This window comes from Pseudomonadota bacterium (assembly GCA_026388215.1).
Classification (GTDB): domain Bacteria; phylum Desulfobacterota; class Syntrophorhabdia; order Syntrophorhabdales; family Syntrophorhabdaceae; genus JAPLKF01.
Genome location: JAPLKF010000272.1, coordinates 1 through 1,810 on the forward strand (window position 1 = coordinate 1; position 1,810 = coordinate 1,810).

The window sequence follows — 1,810 nt, forward strand, 5'->3', positions numbered from 1 at the left end:
CCTTGAGGTCTATTTGAGAAAAAGGGCAGAAACACCGTACCTTACCTACGTGTATCTCGAAACCGCCTTTTAGTTCGCTTGCCACCTTTCCACTTACCGGCAGATCAGCATCGTAGGCATTACGTATGCCGTTTAAATCAAGGGTGGATAAACCATGTCTGAGGGTTGTCAATCTTTTCACACCATTCTGGAAAGTTACAAAAAAGGCCTCAATCTCATCATCTGCCTGCACAGTGTAGCCCCCATGTTCGTCTTTGAACTCTTTAAGGTCTATCACTCCTTCACTTTTTCCATCGAGATTTATATAAACAAAATCTCCAGAAATACTGGCTACCCTGGATGTTACCTTCTGACCTGGTTCAAGCCGCCCTTGAAGCTTGCTGCTTTTTTCAAACAACACTGCAAAATTATCTTCCTCTCCGGTCTCTTCATTGGAGATTTTCCCGTTTTGAGAGCTCATTTCAATCTTTTCTTCTGACATATCCTCCAACCTCTTAGCTGATTTTAATGATTATTGACTTTATTACGTTTCAAAAGATTATACCTTTTATTTTTCGTTGTGTCCATTGTCCTATAACCTACTCTCACTTAAAAAAATCTCCATGTTTTTAAACAGGTGAAGAACGGCAAGTATAAAATATCCGCTTTTTCTATAACATAGATCGAAATCATCTCCATCTTTTGCCTCATTAAAATATGTGAGTCGTAAGTGGGAAGTCGGAAGTCGTACTTCGACATTTGGCAACTACTTCCATCCGAGCATAGTACACAGGTAATCGCTGACATCCCGCGGCTTTTTACAGCCGTGGGGCCTGATAACAAGGGTTATAGAATCCTTGAGAAGCACTTCTTCTCCGGTTATCTCATCTTCACCAATTTCGTTACTCCCGTTAAATTTTTGAAGGGCCTTTTTGAAGGTCTCCAGGATCATCTTTTCGGTTCTCAAATTATGTTCTCTCATGCTCATGACTTCGCTCAGGATTGAAAGATCGACCAGGGTGCTGTTGAGCCAGTTTAGTGAACACTTATAACCAAAGATCCACGCTATTCTTGTTCCCATTATGGTTTCCTTTAAGTCCTCTACCCTATCCCCCACATAGCAGGACCCTATGAACACCCCTTCAATGTCGTTTAATTTTGCTGAATTGCTTACCGTATCAAAGAATGACGTCAGCCTGAATTTGTCTCCGATATAGCCCTTGGTTCCGTGAGATGCCACATAGAGCACACATCTTTTTTCCATCGTATTACTCACATCCACCAGTGCTTCCTTGAAGCTCTCTTTGCTGTAAAAGGTCGAATAATAGATAGAATATGTTTCTATAAGCTTTTCCAGCCCGTGGAGAAACGGCAGGATTGATGCCCTCTTGGGATTTTCCTTCGGTGGCCACCAGGGGTTTTCAAGTACAAGGAGTGCCTTATTTACTTTCAATTATTCTCTCCGGCTTTGTATAAATAAATTCTAACCCATTGAAATGAAAAATACAAATGGTTTTTTATCAGTTTACTTCCTGAGGGGCAGGCCAAAAATTAAAAAGCGTTGACTATTATTATTACAAAGTGATATTGTAGAGACATGTTCGGTCTTGGATTTCCTGAACTTGTAGTCATATTGTTTATAATCCTTTTGGTCTTCGGGGCAGGCAAGCTCCCGGAGATAGGAGGGGCAATCGGTAAGGGTATAAAAAGCTTTAAAAAGGCAACACATGAACCCGAGGAAAAGGATGTAGCCCCGCCAAAAGAGAACAAGGATCAGGAAAAACCCTCTTAATAATTATTGTGAATGAAAAGGTCTTTATAGGGATCGGCT

Annotated in this window: 3 protein-coding genes; 1 reads left to right on the top strand and 2 read right to left on the bottom strand. The window is 41.0% G+C overall.

The genetic code is table 11. The features are described 5' to 3' along the window. Positions 1 to 481 (bottom strand): 30S ribosomal protein S1 (locus NTU69_12615; GenBank protein ID MCX5804347.1); only part of this gene is annotated, 481 nt, incomplete at its 3' end. A 264-nt stretch (positions 482 to 745) separates the two neighbouring features. After that, a complete protein-coding gene (locus NTU69_12620) occupies positions 746 to 1,432 on the bottom strand; it encodes a hypothetical protein (GenBank protein MCX5804348.1) in 687 nt (228 codons plus the stop codon). Between the two features lie 144 nt (positions 1,433 to 1,576). On the opposite strand from NTU69_12620, the gene NTU69_12625 reads away from it, so the two are divergent. Next, the gene (locus tag NTU69_12625; GenBank protein ID MCX5804349.1) at positions 1,577 to 1,771 is read left to right on the top strand and encodes a twin-arginine translocase TatA/TatE family subunit; all 195 of its coding nucleotides are present in this window, start codon (positions 1,577 to 1,579) and stop codon (positions 1,769 to 1,771) included. Positions 1,772 to 1,810: the final 39 nt, after the last annotated feature.